The following is a 17,344-nucleotide window of genomic DNA, read 5'->3' on the forward strand; positions in this document are numbered from 1 at the left end:
CCTTCATGACCCAGACGGCCCTTATCAACCCCGCCATTCTGTCCTGGTCTCGCCAGCGGGCGGGGCTGTCTGAGGCTCAGGTCGCCAAGGGGCTTACGGTCAAGACGCAAAGGGTCATGGAGTGGGAGAGCGGCCGGAGCCTTCCCACCTTTAACCAGGCGCAAAAGTGGGCTGCCATCGCGCATGTTCCTTTTGGTTTTCTCTTTCTCCAGGCGCCTCCACAGGAGCATCTGCCACTTCCGGACCTGCGCACGGTAGGCGGCGAATTACCCGATAAACCCAGCCTGGATTTGATGGACACCGTCAGGGATGTGCTACGCAAACAGGCCTGGTACCTGGAGTATTTGCAGGATCACGAACGAGCGCCGCTTTCCTTTGTCGGGAGCTTCAACAGTCGCTCGCCGATCAAGGACGTCGTTGCCGATATCCGTCGTGTCCTGGGCGTAACCGATGCCCCGGCCCGTATGAGTTATGAAGACTATATGCGGGCATTGGTGAGTGGCGCGGAAGACGCCGGCATTCTCGTTATGCGCAGCGGTGTTGCCTTGGGCAATACCCGCAGGAAACTTGATGTCAGCGAGTTTCGAGGATTTGCGATCAGCAACGTGATGGCCCCCGTTGTGTTTATCAACAGTGCGGATGCACCCTCGGCACGGCTTTTTACCCTGGTGCATGAGCTTGCCCATCTCTGGATCGGCAGTACGGGCGTATCCGATGGGGGCAGTCAGGGGCCTGGTCAAGAAGAAGCCTTCTGCAATGCGGTGGCGGGCGAGTTTCTTGCGCCGGGAATCGCCTTCAGCGCGTACTGGGACAGCGATCTTTACTGGGAAGACAACCTGGCGCCTTTGGCGGGGCGCTTTCATGTCAGCACACTCGTCATTGCCCGCCGTGCGCGTGACCTTGGTTACATCAGCGGCGATCAATACGGCGCCTACTACCGACGGATCTTGCAGGCATATCGAGATAAGGACGGCGGTGGAGGGGACTACTACCGTACCGCTGCGACCAGGAACAGTACCCGGTTGAGCAAGGCTGTTCTGGCGCAAGCCCAGAGCGGTCAGATTTTGCTACGCGACGCGGGAAAACTGCTGGGTGTGCAGCCTGCCAAGTTGAAGACGTATGGAATGAAGCTCTCGGCATGAAGCATCTATTGGATTCGAATACGCTGATCGAGGCCAAAAATCGCTATTACGGGATGACGATTTGTCCGGGCTATTGGGCATGGATACTTCAACAACACCAGGCTTTGGAGATTGCCAGTATCGTACCGGTAAGGGACGAGCTGGCTAAAGGCAATGACGATCTGACCCAGTGGGTCAAGAGCAATGCCCAGCTCTTTGAAGACGCCAGCGATGAACGGACTCAAGTGGCATTTGGGTATATCGTCGCCAAAATTGCCGAGCAGGCGCCGCTGATGAAGGTTGGCGCGCTTGAGGAGTTTCTTGAAGGGGCAGACCCGTGGCTGATTGCCAAGGCGATGACGACGGGAGCGGTGGTTGTAACCCATGAAGTGTATAACCCCGATATCAAGCGTAAATACACCATTCCCAATGTGTGCTCACTGGTCGGCGTCTCTTATATGAATACGTTTGAGTTGCTCGGTAAGCTGGACGCACGTTTCGTTTTGCACCGCTGACCCATTGGGGCAAAGAGGTTTTGGTGTCATCAAAGGTAACCGCCTGCTGGCGTGCGGATGACAATTTTGTAACCCGTGCCAGCGTATTTAGCCGATAGCTCTATGATTCATCCAACCACACCCCACGAGGATGTTTCATGAGCGCAGGACACAACCACGCCCAGGTACGCGCCGGCCACGAACGGCAGTTGTGGATGGCCCTCGGGCTGACCAGCAGTTTCATGATTGCCGAGGTGATCGGTGCCTTTATCACCGGCAGCCTGGCGCTGTTGTCCGACGCCGCGCACATGATGACCGACGCCCTGGCCATGGCGATTTCCCTGGTGGCGATCCAGATCGCCAAGCGCCCCGCCGACCGCAAGCGCACGTTCGGCTATGCCCGCTTTGAAATCCTGGCGGCGGCGTTCAATGCCTTGCTGCTGTTTGCGGTGGCGTTCTACATCCTTTATGAGGCCTATCAACGCCTGCAGGCACCCGCCGAAATCCAGTCGACCGGCATGCTGGTGATCGCCGTGCTGGGGCTGCTCGTCAACCTGATCTCCATGCGCCTGCTCAGCGCCGGCAGTGGCGAAAGCCTGAATGTCAAAGGCGCGTACCTGGAGGTCTGGAGCGACATGCTCGGCTCTATCGGCGTGATCATCGCAGCCGTCGTGATCATGTTGACCGGCTGGGCTTGGGTCGACTCCGTGGTGGCGGCGGCGATTGGTTTCTGGGTGTTGCCGCGCACCTGGGTGCTGCTCAAGGACAGCATGAATGTGTTGCTGCAAGGCGTGCCCGACGGCGTCGATATCGACAGCGTGGAGCAGGCCATGCGTGGCGTGCCCGGCGTGAAGGACGTACACGACCTGCATATCTGGGCGCTCACCAGTGGCAAGAACGTGCTGAGCAGCCATCTGGTGGCGGATGCGATGCCGGGCACCGAACAGCAGGTCCTCGCTCAAGTGACGCAATTGCTGCATGAACAATTCGATATTTCCCACGTCACGCTGCAGGTCGAGGGCGAGGGTTTTCATCGTGACGGGCCCGAAGACGCCCATGCTTGAGCCTTGCTAACGGATTTGTAATGTTCGCCCCACCGCCCTGATAAGTACCGAAAGTTACAGTGCCCCGGCTTGGATTTATCCGCCATTTCATGGGCCTGGAACTCTCGTTATGCCAACTCGTGCAAGAACTCTACTGTGCTCGATCATCGTGTTGCTGGCGACGGCGCAAGGGGTCGGCGCCCAAACCCTGACCCTCGACGCCGCCCTGCAAACCGCCTTCGCCAACAACCCCGACCTGGCCGCCGCGCAATGGGAGATCGACATCGCCAGCGGCGGCCGCCAGCAGGCGGGGCTGATCCCCAACCCGGTGGCCTCGTGGGATGCCGAAGACACCCGCCGCGACACCCGCACCACCACGCTCAAGTTAAGCCAGACCCTGGAACTGGGCGGCAAGCGCGGCGCGCGCATCGAGCTGGCCACGCGTGGCCAGGACGTCGCGGCGCTGACCCTCGAACAGCGCCGCAACGGCTTGCGCGCCGAGGTGATCGACAGTTATTACGGCGCCCTTCGCGCCCAGGAGCGCCTCGACCTGGCGCAACGCTCCCTGGCGTTGGCCGAGCGCGGCCTGGTGATCGCCAATGGCCGCGTCAACGCCGGTAAATCGTCGCCAGTGGAAGCCACCCGCGCCCAGGTGCAGTTGTCGGAAATCCGCCTGGAACTCAACCGCGCCCAGATGGGTGTCAGCGATGCCTATCGCCGCCTGGCTGCCAGCACCGGCAGCGCCGCGCCCGACTTCGCCGCCGTCGCCACGCCAAGCAGCGGCCCGGCGACGTTGCCGCCCGCCGCGCAACTGCTGGCGCGTCTTGAACAGACCGCCGAGCTGCGCCTGGCCGAACTGCAAATCCTGCAGAACGAAGCCAGCGTGGGCCTGGAAAAAGCCCAGCGCATCCCCGACCTCGATGTGTCGATTGGTAGCCAGTACGACGCCAGCGTGCGCGAGCGCGTGAATCTGGTGGGCGTGTCGATGCCGATCCCGCTGTTCAACCGCAACCAGGGCAACGTGCTCGCCGCCACCCGCCGCGCCGACCAGGCCCGTGACCTGCGCAACGCCGCCGAACTGCGCCTGCGCACCGAAACCCGCCAGGCCCTGGACCTGTGGCAAACCGCGAACACCGAAGTGCGCGCATTCAACCAGCAGATCCTGCCCGCCGCCCAGAGCGCGGTGGACAGCGCCACCCGTGGCTTCGAAATGGGCAAGTTCAACTTCCTCGACGTCCTCGACGCCCAGCGCACCTTGATCGCTGCCCGCACCCAATACCTCACGGCGACCGCCCAGGCCACCGACGCCTGGGTACGCATCGAACGGATCTACGGCGACCTCGCCCGTTTCTGATTTTTTTGGAGTCCTCTATGCAGACTAAACATGGCGTGGCGCTAGCCCTTGTCCTGGGCCTGATGCTGTCCGGCCTGGCAAACGCCGAGGAAGAAGAAGGCACACTCGAACTCACCGAGCAGCAGATCGAGGCCGCCGGTATTCAACTGGCCCAGGCCCAGCCGCGGCCGATCAGCACGGTGCTGTCGTTGCCGGGTGAAGTGCGCTTCGATGAAGACCGCACGTCGCACATCGTGCCGCGTGCGGCGGGGGTGGTGGAGGCAGTGAAGGTCAACCTCGGCCAGACGGTCAAGCAAGGCGAGTTGCTGGCGGTGATCGCCAGCCAGCAGATTTCCGATCAGCGCAGCGAGCTGGCCGCCAGCCAGCGCCGCCTCGAACTGGCGCGCACCACCTTCCAGCGCGAGCGCCAACTGTGGCAGGACAAGATCTCCGCCGAGCAGGATTACCTGCTGGCGCGCCAGGCCTTGCAGGAAGCCGAAATCGCCCTGAACAACGCCCGCCAGAAGATGACCGCCCTCAGCGGCAGCGCCGTGCCGGCCGGCGGCAATCGCTATGAATTGCGCGCACCGTTCGCCGGCGTGGTGGTGGAGAAACACCTGGGCGTCGGCGAGGTGGTCAGCGAGACCAGCAACGCCTTCACCTTGTCGGACCTGTCGCAGGTGTGGGTCACGTTCGGCGTCTTTCCCAAGGACTTGAACAAGGTCCGCGTCGGCAAGCCGGTGAAAGTCAGCTCCACCGAAATGGGCACCGAAGTACTCGGTACCGTGGCCTATGTGGGCAACTTGCTGGGCGAGCAGACGCGCACCGCCACCGTGCGCGTGACCGTGCCCAACCCCGATGACGCCTGGCGCCCGGGGTTGTTCGTCGCCGTACAGATCGCCACCGACACCTACCAGGCCAAGGTCACCGTGCCCGAGGCCGCGATCCAGACCGTCGAGGACAAGCCCTCGGTGTTCGTTCGCACGGCGGACGGGTTCGTCACCCGCCATCTGGAACTGGGCGTCAGCGAAAACGGCTACGTCGAAGTGCGCCGGGGCCTCGACGCCGGGGCACAGGTGGCCACGGTTGGCAGCTTCATCCTCAAGTCCGAACTGGGCAAAGGCTCGGCCGAACACGCCCATTGATCCTGCGAGTGATTTCCCATGTTTGAGCGCCTTATCCAATTCGCCATCGAGCAGCGCATCATCGTGCTGTTGGCGGTGCTGTTGATGGCCGGTGTCGGCGTCGCCAGCTATCAGAAACTGCCCATCGACGCAGTGCCCGACATCACCAATGTGCAGGTGCAGATCAACTCGGCGGCGCCCGGTTTTTCGCCGCTGGAAACCGAACAGCGCATCACCTTTCCCATTGAAACCGCGATGGCCGGGTTGCCGGGGTTGCAGCAGACCCGTTCGCTGTCGCGCTCCGGTTTGTCCCAGGTCACGGTGATCTTCAAGGACGGCACCGACCTGTTCTTTGCCCGCCAATTGGTCAATGAACGCCTGCAAGTCGCCCGTGAACAATTGCCCGTCGGTATCGAAACGGCGATGGGGCCGATTTCCACCGGTCTTGGGGAAATTTTCCTATGGACCGTGGAAGCCGAAGAGGGCGCGCGCAAGGACGACGGCACGCCCTACACGCCGACCGACCTGCGCGTGATCCAGGACTGGATCATCAAGCCGCAACTGCGCAACGTGCCCGGCGTGGCCGAGATCAACACCATCGGTGGTTTTGCCAAGGAATACCAGATCGCCCCCGACCCCAAGCGCCTGGCGGCCTACAACCTGACCTTGAGCGATCTGGTCACCGCCCTGGAACGCAACAACGCCAACGTCGGTGCCGGCTACATCGAGCGCAGCGGCGAGCAATTGCTGATCCGCGCACCGGGGCAAGTGGCGTCGATCGACGATATCGCCAACATCGTCATCACCACCTCGGACGGCACGCCGATCCGCGTGCGCAATGTGGCCCAGGTCGAGATCGGCCGTGAGCTGCGTACCGGCGCCGCCACCGAAAACGGCCGTGAAGTGGTGCTGGGCACGGTGTTCATGCTGATCGGCGAAAACAGCCGCACCGTGTCCCAGGCCGTGGCTGCGCGACTCGAACAGATCAACCGCTCGCTGCCCGAGGGCGTGGTCGCCGTGACCGTCTACGACCGCACCAACCTCGTCGAAAAAGCCATCGCCACCGTGAAGAAAAACCTTTTCGAAGGCGCGCTGCTGGTGGTCGCGGTGTTGTTCCTGTTCCTCGGCAACATCCGCGCGGCGCTGATCACCGCGATGGTGATCCCGCTGGCGATGCTGTTCACCTTTACCGGCATGTTCACCAACAAAGTCAGCGCCAACCTGATGAGCCTCGGCGCGCTGGACTTCGGCATCATCGTCGACGGCGCGGTGGTGATCGTCGAGAACGCGATCCGTCGCCTGGCCCATGCGCAACAGCGACACGGCCGCCTGTTGACCCGCAGCGAGCGCCTGCACGAAGTGTTCGCGGCGGCCAAGGAGGCGCGGCGCGCGCTGATCTTCGGGCAACTGATCATCATGGTGGTGTACCTGCCGATCTTCGCCCTCACCGGCGTGGCCGGGAAAATGTTCCACCCCATGGCCTTCACCGTGGTGATCGCCCTGTTCGGCGCGATGATCCTCTCGGTGACCTTTGTGCCGGCGGCGATTGCGCTGTTTGTCACCGGCAAGGTCAAGGAAGAAGAAAACCTGGTGATGCGCAGTGCGCGCCGGGTCTATGCGCCGGTGCTCGATGGGGTGATGGCGCGGCGCCCGCTGGTGTTCGGTTTGGCGCTGTTGACCATCGTCGCCTCGGGGCTGGTGGCCAGCCGCATGGGCAGCGAATTCATCCCCAGCCTCAGCGAAGGCGACTTCGCCCAGCAAGCCCTGCGCGTGCCCGGCACCAGCCTGACGCAGTCGGTGCAGATGCAACAGCAGTTGGAAAAAACCTTGATGGCCCAGGTGCCGGAAATCGAACGGGTCTTCGCCCGCACCGGCACCGCGGAGATTGCCTCCGACCCGATGCCACCGAACATTTCCGACAGCTACGTGATGCTCAAGCCCAAGGATCAGTGGCCTGATCCGCAGAAGTCCCGCGAAACGCTGATCGCCGATATCCAGCGCGCCAGTGCGATTGTGCCGGGCAGTGCGTATGAACTGTCGCAACCGATCCAACTGCGCTTCAACGAGCTGATTTCCGGGGTGCGCAGCGACGTGGCGGTGAAGGTATTCGGCGACGACATGGCGGTGCTCAACGCCACCGCCGGGGAAATCGCCGAGACCTTGCAAGGCCTGAACGGCGCCTCGGAAGTGAAGGTCGAGCAGACCTCCGGCCTGCCGGTACTGACCATCAATATCGACCGCGACAAGGCCGCGCGGTTTGGCCTGAACGTCGGCGATGTGCAGGACACGATTGCCGTCGCAGTCGGTGGGCGCCAGGCCGGAACGTTGTACGAAGGTGACCGACGTTTCGACATGGTCGTGCGTTTGTCCGACGCATTACGCACCGATATCGATGGCTTGTCGCGGCTGCTGATCCCGGTGCCGGCGCTGGCCGGTAACGCCTCCGGGCAACTGGGTTTTATCGCCTTGTCCCAGGTCGCCAGCCTCGACCTGGTGCTGGGCCCGAACCAGATCAGCCGCGAGAACGGCAAGCGCCTGGTGATTGTCAGCGCCAACGTGCGGGGGCGTGATATCGGCTCGTTTGTCCAAGAGGCCGAAGCCGCCATCGGCGCCCAGGTCAAAGTGCCGGTTGGCTACTGGACCACCTGGGGCGGGCAGTTCGAACAGTTGAAGGAGGCCTCCGACCGCCTGCGCATCGTGGTGCCGGTGGCGCTGCTGCTGGTGTTCGGGCTGTTGTTCATGATGTTCAACAACCTCAAGGACGGGCTGTTGGTGTTCACCGGGATTCCGTTCGCCTTGACCGGTGGGATCATGGCGCTGTGGCTGCGCGATATTCCGCTGTCGATCTCGGCCGGGGTGGGCTTTATCGCCTTGTCCGGCGTGGCGGTGCTCAACGGCCTGGTGATGATCGCGTTTATCCGCAACCTGCGCGAGGAAGGGCGCTCGCTGTCGATGGCCATCAACGAAGGCGCGCTGACCCGGCTGCGCCCGGTGTTGATGACGGCGCTGGTGGCGTCCCTCGGATTTATCCCCATGGCCCTGGCCACCGGCACCGGCGCCGAGGTGCAGCGGCCGCTGGCGACGGTGGTGATCGGCGGGATCATTTCCTCTACGTTGCTGACCTTGCTGGTGCTGCCGGCGTTGTATCACTGGGCGCATCGCAAGGACGAGGAAACACCAGGCTGAAGCGCGTAAAACGCCCCGGCTGGCTGCTGACATCGGCGTGGCCCTGATGCAGGTGCATGATCGACTGCACGATGGCCAGCCCCAGGCCGGTGCCGCCCTCGGCGCGGGTACGGCTGCTGTCGGCGCGGTAGAAGCGTTCGAACAAGTGCGGCAGGTGGTGCGCTTCGATGCCGCGCCCGGGGTTGCCGACCGACAGCGATACACGCTGGCCGTAGGTTTCCACCAGCAACAACACGGTAGACGCGGTTGGCGTGTGGCGGATGGCATTGGACAGCAAGTTGGAGATGGCCCGCTGGATCATCAGGCGATCGCCCATCACCCAGGCGTCGCCGCGCAGGTTCAGGGTCACCTGCTTGTCCTCGGCGCTCAAGGCAAACAGCTCCATCACCCGCTGCGCTTCGTCACCCAACGACACCCGGGCAAACCCGGCCCGCGCCGCCGGATGGCTGACCTGGGCCAGAAACAGCATGTCGGAGACGATGCGCGACAGGCGTTCCATTTCCTCGACGCAGGATTCCAGGCCCGCTTGGTATTCCTGCGAAGGCCGCTCGCGGGACAACGTCACCTGCGCCTTGCCCATCAGGTTGGTCAACGGCGCGCGCAGTTCGTGGGCCAGGTCATCGGAGAACTGCGACAGTTGCCGCACACCGTCGTCCAGGCGGTGCAGCATGAAGTTGATGCCCTGGGCCAACTCGCCCAGCTCCTTGGGCAGGTTGTCCAGCGCCAGGCGATGGGTCAGGTCCTGGGTGCTGACCTGCGCCGCCACACGGCTGAACTGCTGCAACGGCGCCAGCCCGCGCTGCACCAGCCACCAGGCGCCCATGCCGATCAGGATCAGCAGCAGCGGCAGGGCGATCACCGTGGAGCGCAGGTAGGCACTGAGCAACGCTTCATCGTCGGAGCGGTCCAGCGAGAGCAGCACGCGCACGTTCTCGCCATTGCGCAGCGCCACCATGCGCGAGGCGCTGAGGATGCGGTTGCCATGCCCGTCCACCCAGTTCAGGTAGGCCAGGGTCTTGCCGGCCGGTACGTCGAGCAACAACGGCTGCTGGGGTTTTGCGCCCACGCTGAGGAGCACCGGCGCATCGGCCTGGGTGCTCATGATGGTCAGGTAGATATTGTCGTGGCCCATCACCAGGTCCAGCAGCGAGTGGGGGCGGCTGCTGATGTCGCGGGGGGCGAGGCTCTGGCTCAGGCTGTGTTCCAACTGATCCAGCTTGTTTTCCAGGCCCTTGCGCGCGAGTTTGTCCAGCTCGTGGGTCAAGGCCAGGTAAGCCAGGGTCGCCAGCAGCACGACCAGTCCGGCGCCCATCAGGCTGACCGTCAGGCCCAGGCGCATCGACAGGCTGCTGGTCCTCATTGACGCGCCTCCAGCACGTAACCGACGCCGCGAATGGTGTGGATCAGCTTGACCTCGCTCTGGTCGTCGACCTTGCCGCGCAGGCGGCTGATGGAGACTTCGACGACGTTGGTGTCGCAGTCGAAGTTCATGTCCCACACCAGCGAGATGATTTGCGTGCGGGTCATCACCTCGCCGGCCTGGCGCATCAATACGTGCAGCAGGGCGAACTCTTTGGTGGTCAGGTCGATGCGTCGTGTGCCGCGGTAGGCGCGGTGGCGGCGCGGGTCCAGCTCCAGGTCGGCGACGCGCAACACGTCCGGCAACGGAATGTGCTCGCTGCGGCGCAACAGCGTGCGGACGCGGGCCAGCAGTTCGGGGAATTCGAAGGGTTTGACCAGGTAATCATCGGCGCCCATGTCCAGGCCCTTGATCTTGTCGGCCAGCCGGCCGCGGGCGGTCAGCATCATCACCCGCTGGTTGCCGTCGCGGCGCAGGTGTTCCAGCACTTCCCAACCGTCGGTGTTGGGCAGGTTCACGTCGAGGATCACCAGTTCATAGGTGTGTTGCCGGGCCAGGTGCAGGCCGTCGACGCCACTGGCGGCGCAATCGACGACATAGCCGCTTTCGGTCAGGCCCTGCTGCAAGTAATCGGCGGTTTTCTGCTCGTCCTCAACCACAAGGATACGCATGGGGATTTACCTTCAAAGGAAACGGAGAGGGGGCATGGCCTCATAGAGGCGCTGAATTTGGCTGTAGGAAAACTCTGAGCCGTGAAGTCGCTATAGGGTCAAGCCACGTCAGGTAGCTGCGACGATTCGCCGCTGTGCGAGTGAACAAAAAAACGCCCCAAGCGGGGCGTAAAAAGTTCATCTCCGTTCCAAAGGAGCTACACAAAAGCCGCAGAGATGAATAGTGCTCGATGCGCAGTATAAAAACTGCAACTTAACGCGAAGGTGAGGCCGATATTACAGTTCTGACAGATTTGAACCTGTGAAGAGATGTACTTCATCGGCAAGTAAATGTAAGCGTTGCTTAGAGCACCGCCAGTGGATATTCGATAATGACCCTTACTTCTTCCAGGTCCGACTCAAATGCACTTGAGCGCACGCTCGCCTGGCGCAGGCGCAGGGATAAGTCCTTCAGCGTGCCGGCCTGCACCACGTACTTGGCTTCGATATTGCGTTCCCAGCGGCGCTGATCGGTGAGCGGATTACCGGCGGCATCGCGGCGCATATACACCGCGTTGGCGTTGCTGTAGTCGGCCCCGCTGCCTTTGGCGTAGCGGGTCATGAACGTCAGGCCGGGAATGCCGAAGGCCTGCATGTCCAGGTCGTAGCGCACCATCCATGAGCGTTCCTTGGGCGAGTTGAAGTCGCTGTACTGGATCGAGTTGTTGAGGAAGATCGAGTCCGACTGGCGCAGGTAATCGAAGTCGTCGTCGCCATTGTTGCGCTGGTGCGACACGGCAACGCTGTGGGCACCGACTTTCACCCCGAGCCGGGCGCTCCAGATGTTGTTGTCGAATGTGCCCAGGCGCTTTTTGCCCTCGTCCACGGCCTTGTAGTAATTGACGTCGCCGAACAGCGAAACGTCTTCGGTGAGCGGGTAACTGGCGGTGCTGCCGACGTAGTATTGGTCCCAGGCGTCTTTCAGGCGGCTGCTGTACAGGCTGAAACCGAGGTGCTTGTTGAGTTGATAGTCACCGCCGAAATAGCCGATCCAGGGCGAGTCGACCGGGCCCGCATAAAACGTCGCGAAGCCTTTGTTCATGCCGCTTTCATTGGGCTGGCTCATGCCGCTCAAGCGTCCGCCCTGCAGGCTCAGGCCGGCGAGGCTGGTGTTTTGCACGGTGACGCCACGGAAACTTTCCGGCAATACACGGGAGTCGCCGTAGGCCACCACCGGCGTCAGCGGGAACACGTCGCCGGCCTTGATCACTGTGTCCAGCACGCGCAGTTTCGCGGCGCCGCCGACCTTGCTATAGCTGTCTTCGGGGCGGTTGTCGCGGTCCACCGGCAACATGCCGAACGAGCCCTTGCCGCCGCTGCGGCCGGTGCCCGAATCGAGTTTCACGCCGACCATGGCAAACGCATCCAGGCCAAAACCCACGGTGCCTTGGGTGAAGCCGGACTCGAACTTGCCGATCAGCCCCTGCGCCCAGGCTTCTGAATAGCCGTTGCCGGTCGGGCTGGATTGGCCTTTGCGATCATCGCGGTTGAAGTAAAAATTACGTGCCAGGACGTTCAGGCGGCTGCCTTCGATAAAACCGTCGGGCTGGTCTTCCACGGCCAGCGCTGCCAGCGGCAGGGCGGCGATGAGTGAGAGGGGGAGGGTGTAATAACGGATATGCATGTTTCGCTCCTCGGTATTGGCAGTGATCAGCTTCTTATGGAGGCGGGCGTTCTTATTGATTTGGCCCGGGCTGATAGTTGCAAACCGTGGATAACGGCTGTGTTGCGTGAACATTACAATTCTGGAACCTTAGTGCCACCTAACAAATACGTAATCTTCTGGTGAACATCGCGTCAGGGTTGTTTGGTTAGTCTCGACACTGAACTTTCAGTCGAGGAATGAACAATGAACTTTTATAAAACCAGCCTGGGTATATTGACGGCCATCCTGTCCTTCGGCGCATTGGCCGAAGGCGGCGGCGATCGCACGTTTGCGCTGATGATGGAGCGCAATGAACAAGCCATGACCGAGTACGCGGCCAGAGAGGGCAAAGCGGCCCCGGTGGTGCAGACCTATCGCTATGGCATGACCCTGGACATCGCCAAGGTGGTCAACGTGACACCACCGATCCGCTCTTGCAGCCCCGTGCCCTCGCGCATGACCTACGAAGACACCAGCGGCAAGCTCAATACCCTGGAATATCAAGTGATGGGGATCTGCCGGAACAATGGCAGCTGACCGCTGCAAAAAGAGTGACGCCGGGCATTGAAGCGCTCTTCAGAAAACGCCGGCCACACCGATGAAGGCCGGGTGGAATGGGCGAATGCCAACTTCCTGCAGGAACTGGCTTACTCGATGTCGCAACTGCAGGCGCGCGGCGAACACGTTGCCGGTGCGGTGCGCCTGATGAGCGACGGCCGCCAGCAAGCCGAGCAGGGCCTGGCCCTGGCGGCCGAAGCCGGCACGGTGATCGTGGACATCCAGGACGGCGCACAAAAGGTCGTCAGCGCAGTCGGACAGTTCGCCAACCAGCTCTCGAACTGACCCGTAGGGCTTGTGCTTGAGGTATCGTAGGTTTTTTCACTATTGAAGAGCCGATCCTTCATGAGCCCCGACCACTGCCGCCCCGTTCCGCTGTCCAAGGCCTACCGCTTGCTCAACCACGGCCCGACCGTGCTGGTCAGCGCCGCGCATGACGGTCAGCGCAACATCATGGCTGCCGCCTGGGCCATGCCGTTGGATTTCGAACCGCCGAAAGTCGCCGTCGTGCTGGACAAGGCCACCTGGACCCGGCAACTGCTGGAACGCGCCGGCACCTTCGTGCTGCAGGTGCCCTGCGCGGCCCAGGCCGATCTCGTACAGACGGTGGGCACTACCAGCGGCGCGGAACTTGACAAATTCGCCGCCTATGGCCTGCGCACCTTCAACGGTGAACACACTGAGGCGCCTTTGCTCGAAGGCTGCGTCGCCTGGTTGGAATGCCGCCTGTTGCCCGAACCGCACACCCAGCAGACCTACGACCTGTTCCTCGGCGAAGTGGTCGCGGCGTATGCCGACGAGCGCGTGTTCAGCGAAGGGCACTGGCACTTCGAAGGCTTTGATCAACTGCGCACCTTGCACCATGTGGCGGGCGGGCATTTCCTCACGATCGGCCAGCCGATTGACGGGCAGCAGCTGACGCCCGCCGGTTGAGCGCGTTCAGCGCCCGAGCATCTTCACCCAGCGCGCCGGCGGCATGCCGTAGGTGCTGTGAAATTGCCGGGTCATGTGGCTCTGGTCGGTGAAGCCGGCGATCATCGCTGCGTCCACCAGCGTTTTGCCCTGGGCCAGCAGGCTGCGTACCAGATCCAGCCGGCGCATGGTCAGGTAGCGGTAAGGGCTGGTGCCGAACAACAAACGAAAATCCCGCGACAAGGCCCAGCGGTCGCGGCCGGCGTGTTCGGCCATTTCATCCAGGGTGATGCTGCGGCCCAGGGCGCTGTGGATAAATTCCCGGGCGCGTTCGGCGGCGACGTAATCGAAGGTCTTGCGGGTGGTGATCGCTCCCGAGGCGTTGTTCAAGGCTTGGGCCAGGTCGAACAGGGCGTCCTGCTCCTGCAGCCGGTCGATCGGGCAGTCCAGGCTTTGCAGCAACACTTCGCTGGCGCGAAACAGCCACGGGTCGATGGACACCCCGCCGGGGATAAACGGCAACGGCTTGCCGCCGAGGATCTGTTGGACCAGCGCCGGCTCCACATAGATCATGCGGTACTTGAAGCCTTCCTCGCTGCCGGCGCGGCCGTCATGGGTCTCGTCGGGATGAATCACCATGGTGGTGCCGGGCAGGCCATGGGTCATGCCGCCGCGATAATGAAAACTCTGCACGCCGAACAAGGTGCGACCGATGGCATAGGTGTCATGGCGATGCAGGTCGAACGCGATGCCGGCGAAGTACGCCTCGATACGGTCCAGGCCACTGGCATGCGGCGCGCGGTGGACCCAGTCGAGGGTGGGGGTGGGTTTACCCATGGTGACTTGTCACAAGAAGAGGTGGAAACACGTTAACCGAGTCTGAGGCCCTTGTCTGCCGGGGTCTTGTACGATTGTGCAGGGGGGCAGGCGAGGCCTATGATCGCTGTTCGTGCCCTGTGCTGATGGAGTTGCCCGCCATGGATTTGCTCAACCCCGCCTACGTGACGCCCCTGATCTCGCTGGCCCTGCTGTGGACGGTGGCGGTGGTCACGCCCGGGCCCAATTTCTTCAACACCGCGCAACTGGCCGCCAGCTGTTCGCGCCGCCATGGCGTGGTGGCCTCGGCGGGTGTCGCGACTGGGACGATCCTGTGGGGGCTGGCCGGTGGGCTGGGCATAAAGTCGCTGTTTACCGCCGCCCCCATGCTGTACCTGGCGTTCAAGATCATCGGTGGCTGCTACCTGATCTACCTGGGGTTGAAGCTGTTCAAACGCTCGGCGCCGGTGATGGGGCAGAGCCGCTTGCCGGACGGGGCTAGGCGCTCGTTGTTTTCCGCCTGGCGCCTGGGGTTGCTGGGCAATCTGTCCAATCCCAAGGCCGCGCTGTTCGTCGCCACCATCTTCGCGTCCACCATGCCGCCGTCGCCATCGCCGATGCTGTTGACCCTGGCGGTGATCATCATGGCCACCTTGTCGTTCAGCTGGTATTCCAGCGTGGCCCTGGTGTTTTCCAGTGCGCGCATGGCCGACCTCTACAGCCGCTCGCGTAAATGGCTCGACCGTTTTGCCGGGAGTTGCTACATGCTGTTCGGTGTACATCTGGTAGCGAATCGCTGACCGCTCATGGTAAGAAGCCTTACTTTCAACAGTGAGGTCGGGTCATGAGCAAGGTGCGCGTAGGGATTATTTTTGGTGGCCGTTCGGCCGAGCACGAAGTCTCGCTGCAATCGGCGCGCAATATTGTCGATGCCCTCGACCGCTCGCGCTTCGAGCCGGTGCTGATCGGTATCGACAAGGCCGGTCACTGGCACCTTAACGACACCTCGAACTTCCTGATCAACCAGGAAAACCCGGCGCTGATCGCCCTCAACCAGTCCAACCGCGAACTGGCGGTGGTGCCGGGCAAGGCCAGCCAGCAAGTGGTGGAAACCGCCGGCAGCGGCCTGCTCGCGCATATCGATGTGATCTTCCCCATCGTCCACGGCACCCTCGGCGAGGACGGTTGCCTGCAAGGCCTGCTGCGCATGGCCGACCTGCCTTTCGTCGGCTCCGACGTGCTCGGCTCGGCGGTGTGCATGGACAAAGACATCAGCAAACGCTTGCTGCGCGACGCCGGCATTGCCGTCACGCCGTTTATCACCCTCAACCGCAACAACGCGGCGCGCACGTCGTTCGACATGGCGGTGGGCAAGCTCGGCCTGCCGATGTTCGTCAAACCCGCCAACCAAGGCTCTTCGGTGGGCGTGAGCAAAGTGAACGACGAGGCCGAATACCACGCCGCCGTCGAACTGGCCCTGGGTTTTGACGAGAAAGTGCTGGTGGAGTCCGCCGTCCACGGCCGCGAAATCGAATGCGCCGTGCTGGGCAACGAACATCCCATCGCCAGCGGTTGCGGCGAGATCGTGGTGAGCAGCGGCTTCTATTCCTACGACAGCAAGTACATCGACGACCAGGCGGCCCAAGTGGTAGTGCCGGCCGATATCAGCGTGCAAGCCAGCGAGCGGATTCGCCGCCTGGCCGTCGAAGCGTTCGAGGTGTTGGGGTGCGCAGGGCTGGCGCGGGTCGATGTGTTCCTCACCGAGGACGGCGAAGTGCTGATCAACGAAATCAACTCGTTGCCGGGTTTTACCCGGATCAGCATGTACCCCAAGCTGTGGCAGGCGGCGGGGATGAGCTACAGCGAGTTGGTCAGCCGCTTGATTGAACTGGCGTTGGAGCGGCATGCGGGGCGCAAGGGGTTGAAGATCAGCCGATAGTCATCGCCCGGCGCGTCAGTAACGCCATCAGGCGTTACTGAGGACTTCCCGGAAAACGTCCGGTCTTATAGCCGCAATATGCAGCAGCGAACGTGCTGCGCCGGAGGGGGAGCGACGCCCTTGTTCCCACTCTTGAAGGGTTCTTATCGACACCCCCAACAGCTCGGCAAATTTGGCTTGCGACAACCCAGTCTTACTTCTTGCGTCCGCGGCTTGAGTGATTTCAACCTGGTGGATTGCGCCGTAAAGCCCCGCTTTGACATCCTGAATGGCTGCCAGTAATTCTTCGCCGATAGCGCGCTTGGCGTCACGTTCCTTCAGCTGTTTCTCAGTGAGTGGCATGGTTCATGTCCTTCGCGATTTTGTACAGGATATGCGCTGGAATAGGCTCGGTAGCGCCCTTGCCGTAAATCAGCAGGGCTACTACTGCTCCACACGACAATTGTGTGGTGTAGATGATCCGCACTGATCCACTTTTACCTCGGCCTTCCAGGCTCCAGCGTACTTTGCGGCAGCCACCCGAGCCGGGAATTACGGTTCCGGCGTCTGACGTAGCTTCTGGCAAGAAAGGGCGGGCCAGAAAATCGCAGTAGTGGAGCCGCTGTTCAAGGGCGTTTTTATCGCAAAAAATGACATGGCACTTTGCGTTTTGTCTCAGGGAGCATAGGTATCCACACAACTTTGGCGTGGTCCTGAACCTGTGGCGAGGGAGCGTGCTCCCGTGACGGCTCGGGAGCCGACGACTATCTAACTGATGCCCCGCGACCTAAATGTGGGAGGGGTGGTGCGACGATTCGACTTGCCCCCGATGGCGGCCTGACAGCCGACCAAGATGTTGGATCAGACTGAGTACATATCCGTTGCTGCGGTAACGGCGGCTATTGGTTCCGCTCTTACAGCGGCTCACTTTTGGAAAGGCCCAAAAGTAAGCAAAAGGCCTTCGCCCCACCACTCGGCACCTCGCCTAGGCTCGGTGTGCCCGTAATCCGACATTGATTTGGGGGGCCGCCGCCACGCGCCATCCATGGCGCGGGGCGGCTAAACCGGCATCCCTGCCGGTTTACCCCCCAAATCAATATCGAATTCCGGCCAGCGTGGTTTAA

The 17,344-nt window shown here is 62.2% G+C and carries 15 protein-coding genes and 1 pseudogene; 11 read left to right on the forward strand and 5 right to left on the reverse strand.

What is annotated here, in order from left to right; translation table 11 throughout:
- Positions 1-5 precede the first annotated feature (5 nt).
- From C8K66_RS14685 to C8K66_RS14710, 6 genes are all read left to right on the forward strand, one after another.
- Positions 6-1,142, forward strand: coding sequence for an XRE family transcriptional regulator (locus tag C8K66_RS14685; protein ID WP_046384820.1), 1,137 nt, complete (start codon positions 6-8; stop codon positions 1,140-1,142).
- On the forward strand, positions 1,139-1,636 hold the full coding sequence (locus C8K66_RS14690) for a DUF4411 family protein (protein ID WP_017844499.1): 498 nt from the start codon (positions 1,139-1,141) through the stop codon (positions 1,634-1,636). The genes C8K66_RS14685 and C8K66_RS14690 overlap by 4 nt, the downstream gene beginning before the upstream one ends.
- A gap of 137 nt (positions 1,637-1,773) precedes the next feature.
- The gene (locus tag C8K66_RS14695; RefSeq protein ID WP_046384819.1) at positions 1,774-2,679 is read left to right on the forward strand and encodes a cation diffusion facilitator family transporter; all 906 of its coding nucleotides are present in this window, start codon (positions 1,774-1,776) and stop codon (positions 2,677-2,679) included.
- Between the two features lie 109 nt (positions 2,680-2,788).
- Positions 2,789-4,012, forward strand: coding sequence for a TolC family protein (locus C8K66_RS14700; RefSeq protein WP_057005636.1), 1,224 nt, complete (start codon positions 2,789-2,791; stop codon positions 4,010-4,012).
- Between the two features lie 17 nt (positions 4,013-4,029).
- Entirely contained in the window at positions 4,030-5,136 is a 1,107-nt protein-coding gene (locus C8K66_RS14705) for an efflux RND transporter periplasmic adaptor subunit (protein WP_057005637.1), read from the forward strand.
- An 18-nt stretch (positions 5,137-5,154) separates the two neighbouring features.
- On the forward strand, positions 5,155-8,301 hold the full coding sequence (locus C8K66_RS14710) for a CusA/CzcA family heavy metal efflux RND transporter (protein WP_057005638.1): 3,147 nt from the start codon (positions 5,155-5,157) through the stop codon (positions 8,299-8,301).
- Here C8K66_RS14710 and C8K66_RS14715 read toward each other — a convergent pair.
- From C8K66_RS14715 to C8K66_RS14725, 3 genes are all read right to left on the reverse strand, one after another.
- Positions 8,225-9,661, reverse strand: a complete 1,437-nt coding sequence (locus C8K66_RS14715) for a heavy metal sensor histidine kinase (protein WP_046384815.1) — start codon at positions 9,659-9,661, stop codon at positions 8,225-8,227. The genes C8K66_RS14710 and C8K66_RS14715 overlap by 77 nt on opposite strands.
- Positions 9,658-10,332: a heavy metal response regulator transcription factor gene (locus tag C8K66_RS14720; RefSeq protein WP_046384814.1), complete on the reverse strand. Its 675-nt coding sequence runs from the start codon at positions 10,330-10,332 to the stop codon at positions 9,658-9,660. Before C8K66_RS14720 ends, C8K66_RS14715 begins: the two co-directional genes overlap by 4 nt.
- A 343-nt stretch (positions 10,333-10,675) precedes the next feature.
- Positions 10,676-11,995, reverse strand: a complete 1,320-nt coding sequence (locus C8K66_RS14725; protein WP_108525414.1) for an OprD family porin — start codon at positions 11,993-11,995, stop codon at positions 10,676-10,678.
- 225 nt (positions 11,996-12,220) lie between these two features.
- Here C8K66_RS14725 and C8K66_RS14730 point away from each other — a divergent pair, with 225 nt between their 5' ends.
- The 3 genes and pseudogenes from C8K66_RS14730 (at position 12,221) to C8K66_RS14740 (ending at position 13,507) form a co-directional block, all read left to right on the forward strand.
- Positions 12,221-12,553, forward strand: coding sequence for a DUF2790 domain-containing protein (locus C8K66_RS14730; RefSeq protein ID WP_046384813.1), 333 nt, complete (start codon positions 12,221-12,223; stop codon positions 12,551-12,553).
- A gap of 156 nt (positions 12,554-12,709) precedes the next feature.
- Positions 12,710-12,859, forward strand: a pseudogene (locus C8K66_RS14735) (chemotaxis protein); the annotation flags it as partial.
- Between the two features lie 60 nt (positions 12,860-12,919).
- A complete protein-coding gene (locus tag C8K66_RS14740; protein ID WP_046384811.1) occupies positions 12,920-13,507 on the forward strand; it encodes a flavin reductase family protein in 588 nt (195 codons plus the stop codon).
- Between the two features lie 6 nt (positions 13,508-13,513).
- On the opposite strand, the gene C8K66_RS14745 is transcribed toward C8K66_RS14740, so the two are convergent.
- A complete protein-coding gene (locus C8K66_RS14745) occupies positions 13,514-14,323 on the reverse strand; it encodes an AraC family transcriptional regulator (protein ID WP_108525188.1) in 810 nt (269 codons plus the stop codon).
- Positions 14,324-14,463: 140 nt separating this feature from the next.
- Here C8K66_RS14745 and C8K66_RS14750 point away from each other — a divergent pair, with 140 nt between their 5' ends.
- Both C8K66_RS14750 and ddlA read left to right on the forward strand, forming a co-directional pair.
- Positions 14,464-15,102 carry a LysE family translocator gene (locus C8K66_RS14750; RefSeq protein WP_108525190.1) on the forward strand — a complete coding sequence of 213 codons (639 nt, stop codon included), beginning with the start codon at positions 14,464-14,466 and terminating at the stop codon, positions 15,100-15,102.
- Positions 15,103-15,146: 44 nt separating this feature from the next.
- Complete coding sequence (ddlA, locus tag C8K66_RS14755) at positions 15,147-16,241, forward strand: D-alanine--D-alanine ligase (RefSeq protein WP_017844486.1); 1,095 nt, start codon at positions 15,147-15,149, stop codon at positions 16,239-16,241.
- Positions 16,242-16,268: 27 nt separating this feature from the next.
- Here ddlA and C8K66_RS14760 read toward each other — a convergent pair whose 3' ends face one another.
- Positions 16,269-16,583 carry a DNA-binding transcriptional regulator gene (locus tag C8K66_RS14760; RefSeq protein WP_108525192.1) on the reverse strand — a complete coding sequence of 105 codons (315 nt, stop codon included), beginning with the start codon at positions 16,581-16,583 and terminating at the stop codon, positions 16,269-16,271.
- Between the last annotated feature and the right edge of the window lie 761 nt (positions 16,584-17,344).

The sequence above is a fragment of the Pseudomonas sp. GV105 genome, from assembly GCF_003058185.1.
Classification (GTDB): Bacteria; Pseudomonadota; Gammaproteobacteria; order Pseudomonadales; family Pseudomonadaceae; genus Aquipseudomonas; species Aquipseudomonas veronii.

Coding starts and splice junctions, on each gene's coding strand:
- C8K66_RS14685 (WP_046384820.1), top strand. CDS start 6: ATGACCCAGACGGCCCTTATCAACCCCGCCATTCTGTCCTGGTCTCGC.
- C8K66_RS14690 (WP_017844499.1), top strand. CDS start 1,139: ATGAAGCATCTATTGGATTCGAATACGCTGATCGAGGCCAAAAATCGC.
- C8K66_RS14695 (WP_046384819.1), top strand. CDS start 1,774: ATGAGCGCAGGACACAACCACGCCCAGGTACGCGCCGGCCACGAACGG.
- C8K66_RS14700 (WP_057005636.1), top strand. CDS start 2,789: ATGCCAACTCGTGCAAGAACTCTACTGTGCTCGATCATCGTGTTGCTG.
- C8K66_RS14705 (WP_057005637.1), top strand. CDS start 4,030: ATGCAGACTAAACATGGCGTGGCGCTAGCCCTTGTCCTGGGCCTGATG.
- C8K66_RS14710 (WP_057005638.1), top strand. CDS start 5,155: ATGTTTGAGCGCCTTATCCAATTCGCCATCGAGCAGCGCATCATCGTG.
- C8K66_RS14715 (WP_046384815.1), bottom strand. CDS start 9,661: ATGAGGACCAGCAGCCTGTCGATGCGCCTGGGCCTGACGGTCAGCCTG.
- C8K66_RS14720 (WP_046384814.1), bottom strand. CDS start 10,332: ATGCGTATCCTTGTGGTTGAGGACGAGCAGAAAACCGCCGATTACTTG.
- C8K66_RS14725 (WP_108525414.1), bottom strand. CDS start 11,995: ATGCATATCCGTTATTACACCCTCCCCCTCTCACTCATCGCCGCCCTG.
- C8K66_RS14730 (WP_046384813.1), top strand. CDS start 12,221: ATGAACTTTTATAAAACCAGCCTGGGTATATTGACGGCCATCCTGTCC.
- C8K66_RS14740 (WP_046384811.1), top strand. CDS start 12,920: ATGAGCCCCGACCACTGCCGCCCCGTTCCGCTGTCCAAGGCCTACCGC.
- C8K66_RS14745 (WP_108525188.1), bottom strand. CDS start 14,323: ATGGGTAAACCCACCCCCACCCTCGACTGGGTCCACCGCGCGCCGCAT.
- C8K66_RS14750 (WP_108525190.1), top strand. CDS start 14,464: ATGGATTTGCTCAACCCCGCCTACGTGACGCCCCTGATCTCGCTGGCC.
- ddlA (WP_017844486.1), top strand. CDS start 15,147: ATGAGCAAGGTGCGCGTAGGGATTATTTTTGGTGGCCGTTCGGCCGAG.
- C8K66_RS14760 (WP_108525192.1), bottom strand. CDS start 16,583: ATGCCACTCACTGAGAAACAGCTGAAGGAACGTGACGCCAAGCGCGCT.